General features: G+C 40.3%; 14 protein-coding genes. 5 read left to right on the top strand and 9 right to left on the bottom strand.

Translation table 11 applies throughout. The features are described 5' to 3' along the window. The first annotated feature begins 49 nt into the window (after window positions 1-49). Window positions 50-1,516 carry a helix-turn-helix domain-containing protein gene (locus J9537_RS02370; protein ID WP_218256593.1) on the top strand — a complete coding sequence of 489 codons (1,467 nt, stop codon included), beginning with the start codon at window positions 50-52 and terminating at the stop codon, window positions 1,514-1,516. Between the two features lie 43 nt (window positions 1,517-1,559). On the opposite strand, the gene J9537_RS02365 is transcribed toward J9537_RS02370, so the two are convergent. Together J9537_RS02365 and J9537_RS02360 are read right to left on the bottom strand one after the other, a co-directional pair. Beyond that, complete coding sequence (locus J9537_RS02365) at window positions 1,560-2,261, bottom strand: DUF975 family protein (RefSeq protein ID WP_010746906.1); 702 nt, start codon at window positions 2,259-2,261, stop codon at window positions 1,560-1,562. Between the two features lie 82 nt (window positions 2,262-2,343). Then, window positions 2,344-3,210, bottom strand: a complete 867-nt coding sequence (locus J9537_RS02360; RefSeq protein WP_218256592.1) for a LysR family transcriptional regulator — start codon at window positions 3,208-3,210, stop codon at window positions 2,344-2,346. Between the two features lie 112 nt (window positions 3,211-3,322). Here J9537_RS02360 and J9537_RS02355 point away from each other — a divergent pair, with 112 nt between their 5' ends. Together J9537_RS02355 and J9537_RS02350 are read left to right on the top strand one after the other, a co-directional pair. Continuing rightward, the gene (locus J9537_RS02355) at window positions 3,323-3,883 is read left to right on the top strand and encodes a chromate transporter (RefSeq protein ID WP_218256591.1); all 561 of its coding nucleotides are present in this window, start codon (window positions 3,323-3,325) and stop codon (window positions 3,881-3,883) included. Window positions 3,884-3,886: 3 nt separating this feature from the next. Beyond that, window positions 3,887-4,435, top strand: coding sequence for a chromate transporter (locus J9537_RS02350; RefSeq protein WP_218256590.1), 549 nt, complete (start codon window positions 3,887-3,889; stop codon window positions 4,433-4,435). A gap of 145 nt (window positions 4,436-4,580) precedes the next feature. Here J9537_RS02350 and J9537_RS02345 read toward each other — a convergent pair whose 3' ends face one another. The 3 genes from J9537_RS02345 to J9537_RS02335 form a co-directional block, all read right to left on the bottom strand. Beyond that, complete coding sequence (locus J9537_RS02345; protein WP_218256589.1) at window positions 4,581-6,239, bottom strand: MutS-related protein; 1,659 nt, start codon at window positions 6,237-6,239, stop codon at window positions 4,581-4,583. Window positions 6,240-6,369: 130 nt separating this feature from the next. Continuing rightward, window positions 6,370-7,128, bottom strand: coding sequence for a permease prefix domain 1-containing protein (locus tag J9537_RS02340; protein ID WP_218256588.1), 759 nt, complete (start codon window positions 7,126-7,128; stop codon window positions 6,370-6,372). Continuing rightward, window positions 7,118-7,453: a PadR family transcriptional regulator gene (locus tag J9537_RS02335; protein WP_218256587.1), complete on the bottom strand. Its 336-nt coding sequence runs from the start codon at window positions 7,451-7,453 to the stop codon at window positions 7,118-7,120. The genes J9537_RS02340 and J9537_RS02335 overlap by 11 nt, the downstream gene beginning before the upstream one ends. A gap of 164 nt (window positions 7,454-7,617) precedes the next feature. Here J9537_RS02335 and J9537_RS02330 point away from each other — a divergent pair, with 164 nt between their 5' ends. Beyond that, on the top strand, window positions 7,618-8,535 hold the full coding sequence (locus J9537_RS02330; RefSeq protein ID WP_218256586.1) for an ABC transporter ATP-binding protein: 918 nt from the start codon (window positions 7,618-7,620) through the stop codon (window positions 8,533-8,535). Beyond that, complete coding sequence (locus J9537_RS02325; protein WP_010746921.1) at window positions 8,528-9,298, top strand: ABC transporter permease; 771 nt, start codon at window positions 8,528-8,530, stop codon at window positions 9,296-9,298. Before J9537_RS02330 ends, J9537_RS02325 begins: the two co-directional genes overlap by 8 nt. A 47-nt stretch (window positions 9,299-9,345) precedes the next feature. Here J9537_RS02325 and dagF read toward each other — a convergent pair whose 3' ends face one another. From dagF to J9537_RS02305, 4 genes are read right to left on the bottom strand one after another with little or no spacing between them, the layout of a single operon-like run. Next, a complete protein-coding gene (dagF, locus tag J9537_RS02320; RefSeq protein WP_218256585.1) occupies window positions 9,346-10,086 on the bottom strand; it encodes a 2-dehydro-3-deoxy-phosphogluconate aldolase in 741 nt (246 codons plus the stop codon). A gap of 12 nt (window positions 10,087-10,098) precedes the next feature. Beyond that, a complete protein-coding gene (locus J9537_RS02315) occupies window positions 10,099-11,190 on the bottom strand; it encodes a DgaE family pyridoxal phosphate-dependent ammonia lyase (RefSeq protein ID WP_218256584.1) in 1,092 nt (363 codons plus the stop codon). Between the two features lie 20 nt (window positions 11,191-11,210). After that, the gene (locus J9537_RS02310) at window positions 11,211-12,062 is read right to left on the bottom strand and encodes a PTS system mannose/fructose/sorbose family transporter subunit IID (protein ID WP_218256583.1); all 852 of its coding nucleotides are present in this window, start codon (window positions 12,060-12,062) and stop codon (window positions 11,211-11,213) included. Next, entirely contained in the window at window positions 12,062-12,814 is a 753-nt protein-coding gene (locus tag J9537_RS02305; protein WP_218256582.1) for a PTS mannose/fructose/sorbose/N-acetylgalactosamine transporter subunit IIC, read from the bottom strand. Before J9537_RS02305 ends, J9537_RS02310 begins: the two co-directional genes overlap by 1 nt. Between the last annotated feature and the right edge of the window lie 159 nt (window positions 12,815-12,973).

The following is a 12,973-nucleotide window of genomic DNA, read 5'->3' as shown; positions in this document are numbered from 1 at the left end:
CTGTCATTTAATAGTCGTCGCGTTAAAAGGATAGAAAGGTGTGGGACTTATGTTTAGAGAACTGTTCTTGACCCCTCAGCAACAGAAAAAAATTCAATTCTTTAAGCTGATGGAGGGGTATCCCGAAGGCACATACTCAGTAAATACCCTAAGTCAAAAGTTTAAATGCAATTATCAGTCCTTTTTACAAATGCTGCGAGAGCTCAATGAATCCTTGGTTGAGCTCAAAGAAAAACCACTCTTTGTGGAGGCCTCGAAAATTTACTGGAAAAGTGAGCCCAGTCGTTCCAATCGTTTCTTAATTTCAGAAGTCAAACAATCCATTCCCTATCGTTTTATTTTGACTTCCTTATTCCAGCCTCAAAAAAGCTTAACTGCATTTAGCAAGGAAACTTCTGTCAGCGAATCTACGATCTTACGCCGAATGCGCCCTCTAATCGATTATCTTGCCGAATGCAATATTCACCTCAATTTCTCGAAGATGGCGTTAACCGGTCATGAAGCGGTCATCCGACTATTTTATATCAAAGCGCTTTGGTCGGCTTCTTTAGGTGAAGATATTGCGAAATGTCCCTTTGATTTTACTGCCGAGGATAATTTACTTAGAGACCTGCTTACTCTCTTCCCTTTGCAGATCCATCCGAAATTGCTTCGTTTGATGCTTTGTGTATGTCGTCTGCGTAACGAGCAAAAGAATTATTTAAATGAAGCCCCATTTGACGATCTTCTATTTTCTCAAACAACGCCGTTATTGGAGCTGTATCTCTCAAATATTCTGGATTCTCCCGAGCAAATCAAAAGAAACATTGAGTTCTTCAACTATTTATTCTACTACTATCCTTATTGCGTCAAAAAAGAACCCCACAAGGTGAATCCTTTGATGCTCTACTATACAAAAAATGTGGAAGAACGCGATCCATTATGTTTAGCCATCGACAGCTTTTACCGTTATTGTTCTGGTGAGCTGTTGAAAAATGTACTAGGGGAACAAGAGAAAAAAATCCTCCTCAACAACATCGCACGAACCTTTTTAGGCTACTCTATCCAAAAGAAGAAGATTCCGCTGCTTTTTGAAACAGGCAACAAAGAGCAATTTCTGCAATCAGAGCTGTATCGTGAGCTGTATCCCGAGATAAAAAAAGCCATTAGAAAATTGAGTCGTCGCAGAAAACTTGAATGGTTAGCCACCGTTACCGATTCACTTTCTAAAACGCTATGCTTAAGTCTTCTACCGCTTTTCATTGTGAATGACGAAAAAATTCGTGTCGGTCTTGTATCGATTCCCAACTATCTCTACCTGCAGCATATCGTGAAATTTCTGAACAACCTGAAATTTATCGAAGTGGTTTTCCAGCCTCATCCAGATGAGCCAATTGATCTTTTTATTACCACCTTCAAGGAGCTGCTGCCCACTCAAAATAGCGATTGCTATCTGATCAATATTTTGAATGCAGATTACACATCGGATCTTCTCCCCCGTTTGCTAGCCATTCAAAACAAAAAGAAATTTGCCTAAAAAAATCGTCTGGCTCAATCTTGCTTGAGTCCAGACGATTTTTTTAGATATTCGCTTGTAAATCCTCATAGAATGCCGCTTTCGTAGCAGAAATATAAGGTGCTACCCATAAATAGGCGATTCCGAAGGTCAACCCAGTGACGATGTACCAGCCAAGAAAAGTAACATCCAGCCAGAACAACCGTCCCTTGTGTCCATCCATCAATCGGCGACTTGCCGTGATCGTATCCAAGACTTTAGGCTTCTCCCCTGTTTGTTGAATTTGATCATAATAGATAAAGTAGCTTTGAGAATAGGCATACGCTTTTACGATCCCAGGAATGATGAATAAGAACGTCCATAACGTTGTAAAGATATTGGTAAGCAACGCTAAAAGAATTACACCACCGATAAATACTCCTTGAAAGCCGCGAAAAGCATCCTTCAGAGGATCAATATGCGTCCGTTCGCCCCGCAGCAAATCTAAATAAGTCCATGAGATCCCGCTCATAAACAATGCGCTGATGATGGAAGAAACCAAACTAGTTCCACCGCCACTCGCATTATTTTGCTGATACTCGGAAACAGAAGAAATCATTCCATCTCCAGATCCATGGATAAAGAACCAAATGACACCAGATAATACCACAAAAAACATCACGGCTACTGTAAGCAGCGTTGGAATCAAGTTTAAAATAACCGCTTGTCCCCATTTCCCTCTCAGTGCGTTTTTCGCTTCTGCCTTTAATTCAGCAGTCGTTTTCATAACCCAATAACCCCTTTCTAGTAAATAGTTTAATATATAGTAACTTTTTTAGGAAGAATTTTAAATAAACTTGCCTTTCACTTTACGATAAGGAAGTCATCATTTGCCAAAAATCAGATAACATTCGTGATTGATAGCGACTCTTTCGAACAAGAACTGTAATATCATTTTTCAATTGCCAATCGTCAATGAGGACCTCTTTCAGCTTTCCCTTCATAAGCTCTTCTTTGACCAAACGATAAGGAAGCACAGATAGGCCGAAGCCAGCTTTAACTGCTGAAATCAATGCCTGTGAATCCACACTTTCCCAAATCGGAAAAACTTTGAAGCCTTGAAAAACAGCAGCCGATTCAAAGGTTTCTCGTACAGCACTCCCTCGTTCTCGCAATAATAGCGGCTGTTGTAAAAGTGCCTCAAAGCTAAGCCGTTCATCAGCAGCTCCTTCAGCTGCCACGACACATAAACGGTAGTCAGCAATTTTTTTCGATTCAAAAGCTGGCTGCAGAACATGCCCTTCAATAAAGGCAATATCCACCTCACCTTTTTCTAAAAGCGCAATGGATTCAGAGGCAGGAAAAACCTGAACATTGAAACTACTCGCTGGATGCTTGTCACTAAATTTATGCAGCAGCTGCGGTAACTCCGTCTGTGCATAAGTGATACAGGAAGCGATTTTTAGTGGCGGCTGTTTTTCTAAGTTTGGCAGATGTGCTTCTACCGCTTCAAACTCCTCAATAATCGGTTGAATTTCCTTTAAAAATAATTCCCCCGCCGGAGTTAATTTCACGCTGCGATGCAACCGTTCAAAGAACTGTGTCCCTGCTTCATCTTCTAAATCTTTGATCGCGTGAGAGACAGCCGATTGTGTCAAATACAGATTGTTTGCCGCTTTGGTGAAGTTGTTGGTTTTTGCGATTTCACGAAAAATCAGACATTGTTTGAAATTCATTACTACTCCTTTCCCATGAATTCTATTCATGTTTACTTCTCGATATTATCATTTCACACATGTCAAACCAACCCTTATACTAGAGATAATGCAAAAAAGAAAGGTTGGTCCCATGGCAAAATTAAAATTTTACTCCTGGTTAGCGGGAATAAATTTATTCATCAGTACGTTCACCTTCGGCGGCGGCTATGTGGTTGTCCCGATGATTCGCAAATATTATGTAGAAAAGAAGGCGCTATTTACAAAGGATGAATTGATGGAAATGGCTGCAGTCGCCCAATCCTCCCCAGGAGCCATCGCTATCAATTTAAGTGTGCTGGTCGGCAAGAAGGTCGCAGGAATGCTCGGGGTATTCATTAGCGCCATTTGTTCCATTATTCCACCATTAGTGATTTTAGGTCTTATTTCCAATTGGTACGCCGCTTTTGCTGCTAACGAAACCGTTATGGCTGTGCTAAAAGGAATGCAGGCTTGTGTAACGGCTTTGATTATTGACATCGTGATCGATATGTACCAGCTGATTCGCCAAGAGCATTCAAAACTACTAAGTGCTCTGGTCCCTTTTTCGTTTATCGCCAATGTATTCTTTGATTTAAACGTCATATACATTTTGCTATTTAGTATTGGGATCTGCCTCATCCACACCTATTATCTACAGAAAAAGGAGGTTTAGCCTATGCAACTATTTTGGACCTTCCTAAAAATTGGATTATTCAGTATCGGCGGCGGCTACGCCATCATTCCCTTGATTCAAGAACAGGTCGTTCATCAACAGGGATGGCTGAGTGACAAAGTTTTCACCGATATTATCACGATATCGCAAATGACTCCCGGTCCTCTGGCCGTCAACACATCGACCTTTGTTGGTATGCAAATAAATGGTGTCCTCGGTGCTGTCCTTGCAACGACTGGTTGTATTTTAGGAGGATGCGTCATTTCAATCAGTTTGTATCAATTTTTTCAAAAACATCAGGAATCATTGTATGTTTCTGTGGCGCTAAAGAGTCTGAAGGCTTCGTCCGTAGGCTTAATCATGTCCGCCGGCTTTACCATTTTGCTGCTGACTTTTTTTGAAAGCTCCGAACTCTCTAGGAACATGCTCGCACATATCGACTGGTCAGCGGCACTTCTATTTACGGCGTCATTGATCATTCTACGAAAATTCAAACCGAACCCAATTTTACTGATGTGTTTGGCTGGCTTCATCGGGTTTCTTATCTATTAGACTGAAAAAGGTCATCCTCAAACGAGAATGACCTTTTTAAACTCTTCCCTTACGAAAGCAACATTTCTTGTTTTTGCTCTTGATCACAATATTCCAAGGCGATCGACGTCAGAAGATAGCCTTTATAATCAGATACGTCCCGTAATTAAAGAGGCAGCCACTCCCCATTTGTTCGATAATTCTCAGCGTATGCTTCCGCCTGTGATACAAGTTCCTGATCATATTGACAATAAGCCAATAATTTGATCGCATTACTACCTGTTGTTACACCTTCCCGCAAAGTATAATCAAAGAATATCTCGTCATTAGTAACAACCTCGCGAAAGTGATAATTCTCATAGCGTTCTCCTAAAATTCGACTTAACTCCACATCATGTGTGGCTAAACAAAGAAAGCAATCCAAATCAGCAAATTTTTTCAAAATGATCGAAGCGGCAGCGATTCGTTCTATTACATTGGTTCCTTTGAACATTTCGTCCATAAAAATCATCACGTAGGAAGAGGATTCCGCAATGTGCAATAAACGTTTCAACGATTTTATCTCCGCCATATAAAAACTGTCACCAGTAATAATATCATCCTTAAGATTCATCGAACTATAGACTTGGCAAGGTTTAAAGCGATAGCTTTTCGCTAAACAGGTGTTAAACAGCTGGCCTAGGATCGCGTTCACTGCCAACGTTCGCGCAAAAGTAGATTTCCCACTCGCATTTGATCCCGTAATCAATAATTTATTGCCCATATTATGTGTGTTAGGAACAGGCTCTGCTAACAGCGGATGAATGATTTCTTCAAATGCTATTTCATTTTTTTCACTAAAATCCGGCTTACAGTAATAAGCTAAACTTTCACGATAAGAAGCAATTGAGATGCAGAGTTCGACATAGCCGATTGTTTCATATAGCTCCAGCGCTTCATTGCGATGTTTCTGAAATAACTTTACCATCGCATAATACGCATAGCCATAGATTGAAAAATAGGAAGTAAGAATCATCATCAAACTGTTTGCTGAACTAGAAATTTGAATAATGTAATCCGCTAATGCCGTAATATTTTTAAATACGCCAAGATGTTTACGCATTTGCTCTGTTTCCTTCTGAAAAGCAGGAAGCTCTAATGCCACCATTAGTTTTGCCGCACGAACCATTCGGGAAAACATGCCTAAAGCCTCGAAGGCATGATAAATTTTGCGCAATACAAAGGAAAATAAAATAAGTCCTAAACAAAAACCGAGACAGACCGCCAAGATGCCATAATCAATATCAACGACCATCCATATCAAGCTGCCAACATTTATCGCTGTTACCAAAACAATTAGCAGCATTGATATTTGCGGAAATTTGCTTGGATCTATCAGTAGATCAATAAGCTGATTGTTTGTTTTCCGACCAATCCGATAAAAAGCAAACTGCAATTGCTCACGTTTTTCACTGTTCTCTCTTATACATTCCACAGCCTGTTCAAAATGACTCAGGTCTGGGTTCCTCTGTCTTCTAAAAAAGTAATAGCTGTATTCATCGCCAATACTAGATTGCGTATTTTTCATCCGCTTAAAAAGTTCATCCATATTCAAATCTGTCCAAGTAATATCATCAATCATCGGTCCACGATTTTTCATGTGATGATAATACTTTTTCATACTAATATAATCGCGTTCATCTAGTTTCCATTCAGTCTTTTTCCCATACGCCTCTTTGATTTGAGCTTTAATTTTTTGATTCCGGCGATAAGTAAAATAAACAGAAATTAGAAAAAAAAGACCCACAATACCAAACACGATTCCATATATTCCGATAACTCCCACTGACGAACCCCCACCTTCTTTTTTGTTTATTTTACCATTAAAAAAAAGCGGTACCTTTTTTTATATTAACTTAAAGCAAAAACGCATCATATATGCCAAGAAGACCAGCCATCAATCGACTGGTCTTCATTTATATAGGCATCGCCACTGGTTTGAACCCCTCCAAGCCAATAATGACAAAAGAGGTTCCTTTTTCAATTAAATGTTCTTTACTTTTCATGCGCATTTTCTTTCCGCCCACTATTCCTTGACCTTTATAGGAAATATTCGTTACAGCAACGCCAATCTCCCAAAGCAGCTTTTGTTCCTTTCGATCTCTTGAGGCAGCAATCGAATATCTTTCGAGGTTAAATAGTAGACCAACCACAATAATCCAAAAAAGTTTTAGTTGGATAGAACCTGTCACTGGTACAATTGATATCGCGAGGATCAAACCACTATTCGTGAGCCCTCCACCGTCCCAATTATTTGCCCAAGCGTAGAACAGCGAAGCATCTGTATATTTTTCAAGAAAACAAACAAAGAATCCAGCAAACACCAGAATGCTGGCAATGCTATAAAGAATAAAATTCGGCGCAGGAGTCGTTAGTAGGCTACCACCCCACAAGCAAGGAATCACATTCAAAACTATCGCCCAAACGAGATAATAAATTGTTATCCCCCACTCAATTCCTCGCCGATGAACTTGATTCAATTTTTCACCAGCACTGATTGGATCACCAAGCTGCTTCAGCACTTCTTTTGTAGCGGCTTCTTCACTCATTCCTCTATTGATCAGTGCCTCTTTGTGATCCTCGATATGCTCCTTGTATTCTCGCATTATTTCACTTCGTGCGCTTGTTACCTTGATACATTTTGAGAGCTTTTTCAAATACTCTTTAGTGTCCATATTCCACACCACCTAAAATATCTGAAACAGTCGCAGAATAGGTCTCCCACTCTTTGATTTTGGCTTTTAAATAAATTTCTCCAGCTTTGGTCAATTGATAGTATTTTCGCTTCTTGCCATTCACTTCATTTTCATAACAATTAAGATAGTTAGTTTTGACTAATTGATGCAAGAGTGGATACAAGGTGCCAGTTTTCAATTCAAAAACATTTTGAGAGCGTTGCGACAGCAGTTCGATCATTTCATACCCATACATATCTCGTTCAGAAAGCAGACTTAAAATCAGCATGGTGGTACTCCCAGAAACTAATCCTTTGTCGATCATTTTTTTCCACCTCTATATGTAGATTATCTACTTAAATTATATGTCGATAATCTACATATGTCAAATTCTTTTTTTTCTTTTGATTTTTATAAATCTAAAGGCTTGTGATCATAAAAATCAATGATAAAATAAGGGAATCATAAGAAACAAGGAGAATTCTATTAATGACTAATGCACTTGAAATAAACGAGTTGAAAAAAGTCTATGCTACTGGTGTGGAGGCCTTGAAGGGGATCAATTTGACGGTTGAGGAAGGTGATTTTTACGCGTTACTAGGACCAAACGGTGCGGGGAAATCGACAACTATTGGAATCATCACCTCGCTCGTCAACAAAACATCGGGCAATGTCAAAGTCTTCGGCTATGACTTAGACAAAGAATTAGTAATGGCCAAACAACAAATTGGCCTAGTACCGCAAGAATTTAACTTCAATCCTTTTGAGACTGTCCAGCAGATTGTTGTCAATCAAGCAGGCTATTATGGCGTTCCACGAAAGGAAGCTTTAGCTCGCAGCGAAAAATACTTGAAGCATTCGGATTTATGGGAAAAACGGAATGTCCGTGCGCGAATGTTATCTGGAGGAATGAAGCGGCGTTTAATGATCGCTCGCGCACTAATGCATGAACCAAAATTATTGATCTTAGATGAACCAACCGCTGGTGTCGATATCGAGTTGCGCCGTGAAATGTGGACTTTCCTTCGGGAGCTTAACGGAAGTGGAACAACGATCATTTTGACAACCCATTATTTAGAAGAAGCCGAGATGCTCTGTAGAAACATCGGCATTATTCAAGCGGGAGAGCTGATTGAGAATACCAGTATGAAATCTTTGTTGGCAAAACTTCAATTCGAGACATTCATTTTTGACTTAGCTCCTTATGAGATTGAACCTATGATCAACGGCTTCAAGCATACATTTGTCGATGAACAAACCTTAGAAGTAGAGGTCGTGCGCGATCAAGGAATCAACGAGCTCTTTGAACAGCTGACGAAACAAGGAATCAAGGTGCTTTCTATGCGGAATAAATCGAACCGTTTAGAAGAACTATTCCTAAAAATCACGGAGGAAAATCATGTCTAATCTATACTTCACTGCCCTTAAAAGTCTGGCAGTCAAAGAAACCAATCGCTATTTAAGAATCTGGGTACAAACCTTAGTCCCCCCAGTCATTACTACATCTTTGTATTTTGTTATTTTCGGTAACTTAATCGGCGGACGTATCGGGGATATGGCTGGCTTTTCTTACATGGAGTTTATCGTTCCAGGCTTGATCATGATGTCTGCGATCACTAGCTCCTATGCCAACGTCTCCTCTTCTTTCTTCTCACAAAAGTTTCAGAAGAATATTGAAGAGCTGCTAGTGGCACCTGTGCCGACTCATATTATTATTTGGGGCTTCGTGACAGGCGGCGTTGGTCGCAGTGTCTTAGTTGGCTCCCTAGTAACGATTATCTCGCTCTTTTTCGTTCCACTTCATGTGTACTCATGGGCCATCGTTGTCATCACCTTATTGATGACGGCCATTTTGTTTTCATTGGCGGGACTATTGAACGGCATCTTCGCTCAATCCTTTGACGATGTTTCCATCGTTCCGACCTTTGTTTTACAGCCGTTAACTTATCTTGGCGGTGTTTTCTATGCGATTTCGATGTTGCCGCCCTTTTGGCAAGCTGTCTCCAAGATCAATCCAATCGTCTACATGATCTCCGGATTCCGTTATGGCTTCCTTGGTGTGATGGACGTATCTATCGTTGTATCCATGTCGATCCTAGTGTTATTCATTGTCGTTCTTTACAGTGTTTGCTGGCACCTGATTGACCGCGGACGTGGATTAAGAAGCTAAACAAAAAGAGTTGAATTTGAGTACATTGCTCAAATTCAACTCTTTATTTATTTTAGTGCTTGTTTCATCATCTTCAACAACTTCTCCACATCTTCCGGCTTCGTATCTCCTGTTTTAGGATCAATGATTGAACTATAGACATGAGGAATGATTTTTTTAACTCCTGCATCGACTGCGATTTGGACGATTTCAGCAAAATTATCCAGATCAATCCCGCCGGTCGGCTCTAAGTAAAAATCATATTTCGCACATGCTTTGGCAACCGCTGCGTATTCCTCTTTATGCGCCAATCCCTTCATTGGAAAATACTTCACTGAACTGCCGCCCATATCTTTCAGCAATTTAATGGCTGTTTCAATCGGTATGATGGCTTCTGGTGCCTTCGAACTCAGCGGTCCAGTAGCAATATTCACATACCCGACTTTTCCAGTTGGTGAAACCAAACCATTGATAATCGTTTCCTCTTGCCCTAAAAGAGCACGCGAAGTACCTACTCCGGTAAATACTTGGTTTACATGCTGAGGCTGTAAAATAGCAGAAATTCGAGAGACCATGTTACTCTGGTTTGGATCACCCGCACCCAACCCCACAGATAAGGCATTATTAGTCGCCTTTTGATACTGCTTCATATCCTCGATCGCTAATTCATCACTCGTGTAATTTTTCGACAATACACCTAACACAACATGTCCTTCTGCTGCTTCATAGCAGTTTTTTGCATTCTCAACAGAATTTGCTAACACATTTAGGCAGATACGATCCTCTAAATAATTAGGACTCAATGACATATTTTATCTCCTTCATTTCATAATTTCTTGCAAGCGCTGAATGATTTTTTCCAGCTCTTGTTCGTTAACGGATCGAATATCAAACTCAATAATCCCGTTATTTGCTTGATAATCTCGGGTATAAATTGCTGGATTTTTTTCTTTCAGCTCAGCAATAATTTCTCTAGCTGATTTTTTTGCATTAACTTTGACACTTCCTCGATAAATATCGCGCCCAGCACCATCTTGTACAACCTTTGCTTCTAAACCAGAAATTTGATTCACCGCCGACACGAACGGACTCAAACGTTGCCTCATTTCTTCGCCCGATTCGCTGCCATGAGTCAGATAGTCTTCAACCGCTTGTGTGAACCCTAAAACATTGTCCTTACCTATTTTCATTGCACGCCCGATTCCCTTACTCTGCAATCTCACCCATTCTACATAACGCTTTTTACCGATGACTAAACCAGCACTTGGCCCTTCGATCGCTTTTGCCCCTGAATAAATCACCAAATCAGCGCCCGCTTGACTATATTTAAAGAGATCTTCTTCAGCAGCAGCATCTACAATCAACGGAAGCTTATGTGCTTGAGCTACTTGTGCGGCTTCCACAACATTCAACATACTTTTTTGGACCGTATGATGACTTTTTATATATAAGATGGCCGCTGTGTCTGACGTAATCATCATTTCTAGATGCTCCGCGGAACACATGTTGGCATAACCTGCCTCAACAACTTTTCCGCCACCCTGTTGAACCATGACCTCTACAGGTGTTCCGTAATCCACATTATGTCCTTTTGGAATGATAATCTCTCGCTTCGTAATTCTAGAAGTATAGGGATGATAAACGTGATAAAGACTCCCTTCTCCAATCACTGCCGCAACGGATTGAGCAATTCCCGCTGAAGCAGAAGAGACAATTTGTGCGTCTTCTGTTTTCAACAAGTCTGCAAGATACTTTCCTGTCTGAATCATTAAGTCACTCATCTCAAAGAAATGTTCCCCACCAAATCGTTGCGCCTCTACTACTCTTTCTGAGACCTTTGAAACACCTAAAATGGTCATTCGACCAGAAGCATTGATGACTTCCTTTAAGCCGAATTTTTCATAGTTGATCATATTTACACCTTCAATAATTTTTATAATAGTCCAAAGAACGATGCCACAATACTAATCACAACGATTGTGCCAATGATGATTCCATATCTAGGGCCTTTTTTAACCATAAAGAAGTAGATAGCGAACACCGCTGTTAATGGTAATAAGCCTTTGACAATCTGATCAAAAATATCTTGCAGGATGATTGTTGCACCACCTGGAACTTTGAATTTCATTGGACTGGTAATATTCACATAACTGGCGCTTAAAGCCCCCATCATCATCATCCCTAAGACATTGGCAGCGTAAATCACTTGTTTGATTTTGCCGTCTTTCAATAAACTCAAGATCGAATTACGACCTAATGTATAGGATTTATTGATCAACAACCAGCTAATGTACATAGTGACCGCTGTGTAAATGACAATCGGTCCAATCCCGCCCAGCGCATTTCCATTTGACGCCATTGGGATGAAGATAGAAATAATTAGAGGCATCACTGCTGCCCAAATGATTGAATCACCAATTCCAGCCAAGGGACCCATTAAGCCTGTTTTAATCGAGGTGATTGCCGTATCAGTAATTGCGGCACCGTTAGACTTTTCTTCCTCCATCGCTATAACAATTCCCTGGATTGAAGAGCCAATTGTTCCTTCTGTATTAAAGAAGTTCAAATGACGCTTCAAGGCTTCTCTTTGTGCCTCTTCATCATCTGCATATAACTTTTTGACTGCCGGAATCATTGAAGCACAAAAAACTAAACTTTGCAGACGTTCATATGAATTAGACAACTCACACCCCAATTGGTAAATCCAAAAAGAACGCGATAACTCTTTCTTAGTAATTTTCTTTTGTTCTAGTTGCTGTTCATTCTTTTCTGTCATCTGTTCCATTACGCAGCCGCCTCCTCTTCTAACGCTTTGTTCCTAACCAAGAATGCTACACAAATACCAATAATTGCTACGGCCATCACTTCTGCACCAAAATAAACAACTGCTACAAATCCGATTAAGAAATACGGAATCAACTGTTTCTTTCCAATCACCATGATTGTTAAAGCGAACCCAAGTGCTGGCAATATTCCCCCCATCACTTCAAATCCATGCATCAACCATGTTGGAATTACATCAAGAATTTGATTAATGATGGATTGACCAAAGTAGTTCGCAGCAAACACGAGCGGAAAACGAATAACAAAACCAGCCATTGCAGGATATAAAAATGCTGCTCGATAAATCCCTGAATAATTTAACTCCTCCGCATATTTATCCGCCATATGAACCCACGTCGCATTAATTGTTCGCCGAAGCTGATCCATGAATACACCTAAAACACCAAATGGCACCGCTAAAGCAATTGCCGCTTCTGCATTCATTCCAACACCCAAAGCAATCGGAATCGCAATAGCTGATGCTAAAGCCGGATCACTAGGAACATTTCCCCCAGGTGTAGACGTCACCCCTAAATAAACCAATTGAATCCCTGCGCCAATCACCATTGCTTCTGCTAGCTTACCTGTCGCGATTCCTGCGATCAATGCTGCCGATAACGGTTGGGATAGCATGCCAGAAAAGGTGTAGCCAAAACGCAGACGAGCAAACCAATAGTACAACCCCATTACGATTGAAATACCTAGAACACCCATAAATAAAACACTCCTTTTTCTTATTAATGTATTTATTTTTCCTTCTGAAAAATAAGGTTGATCTTCAAGCCGTATACCATCTAACTAAATCTTTCTATCGTCTTTTCGGTTTAAACATTTCTTTTTATTTCGTATCATGCGAACTGCGAAAAGTTAGAC

It is taken from the genome of Enterococcus raffinosus, from assembly GCF_019175485.1.
Taxonomy (GTDB): Bacteria; Bacillota; Bacilli; order Lactobacillales; family Enterococcaceae; genus Enterococcus_A; species Enterococcus_A raffinosus.
The sequence above is the reverse complement of the archived record's forward strand: the minus strand, read 5'-3'. Positions and strand labels throughout refer to the sequence as shown.